This window comes from Terrisporobacter petrolearius (assembly GCF_020748185.1).
Classification (GTDB): domain Bacteria; phylum Bacillota; class Clostridia; order Peptostreptococcales; family Peptostreptococcaceae; genus Terrisporobacter; species Terrisporobacter petrolearius.
On the sequence record NZ_JAHZMO010000263.1, the window covers coordinates 1 to 216 of the forward strand.

General features: G+C 56.0%; 1 rRNA gene. It reads right to left on the reverse strand.

The annotated features are described in order from the left end of the window. Positions 1–216: ribosomal RNA gene (locus K0040_RS22655) — 23S ribosomal RNA — on the reverse strand; the annotation flags it as partial.

Here is a 216-nt window from a genome sequence, read left to right on the forward strand (position 1 = left end):
CCCAACCCTTGGGACCTACTACAGCCCCAGGATGTGATGAGCCGACATCGAGGTGCCAAACCTCCCCGTCGATGTGGACTCTTGGGGGGGATCAGCCTGTTATCCCCAGGGTAGCTTTTATCCGTTGAGCGATGGCCCTTCCATGCGGTACCACCGGATCACTAAGTCCGACTTTCGTCCTTGCTCGACCTGTATGTCTTGCAATCAAGCTCTCTT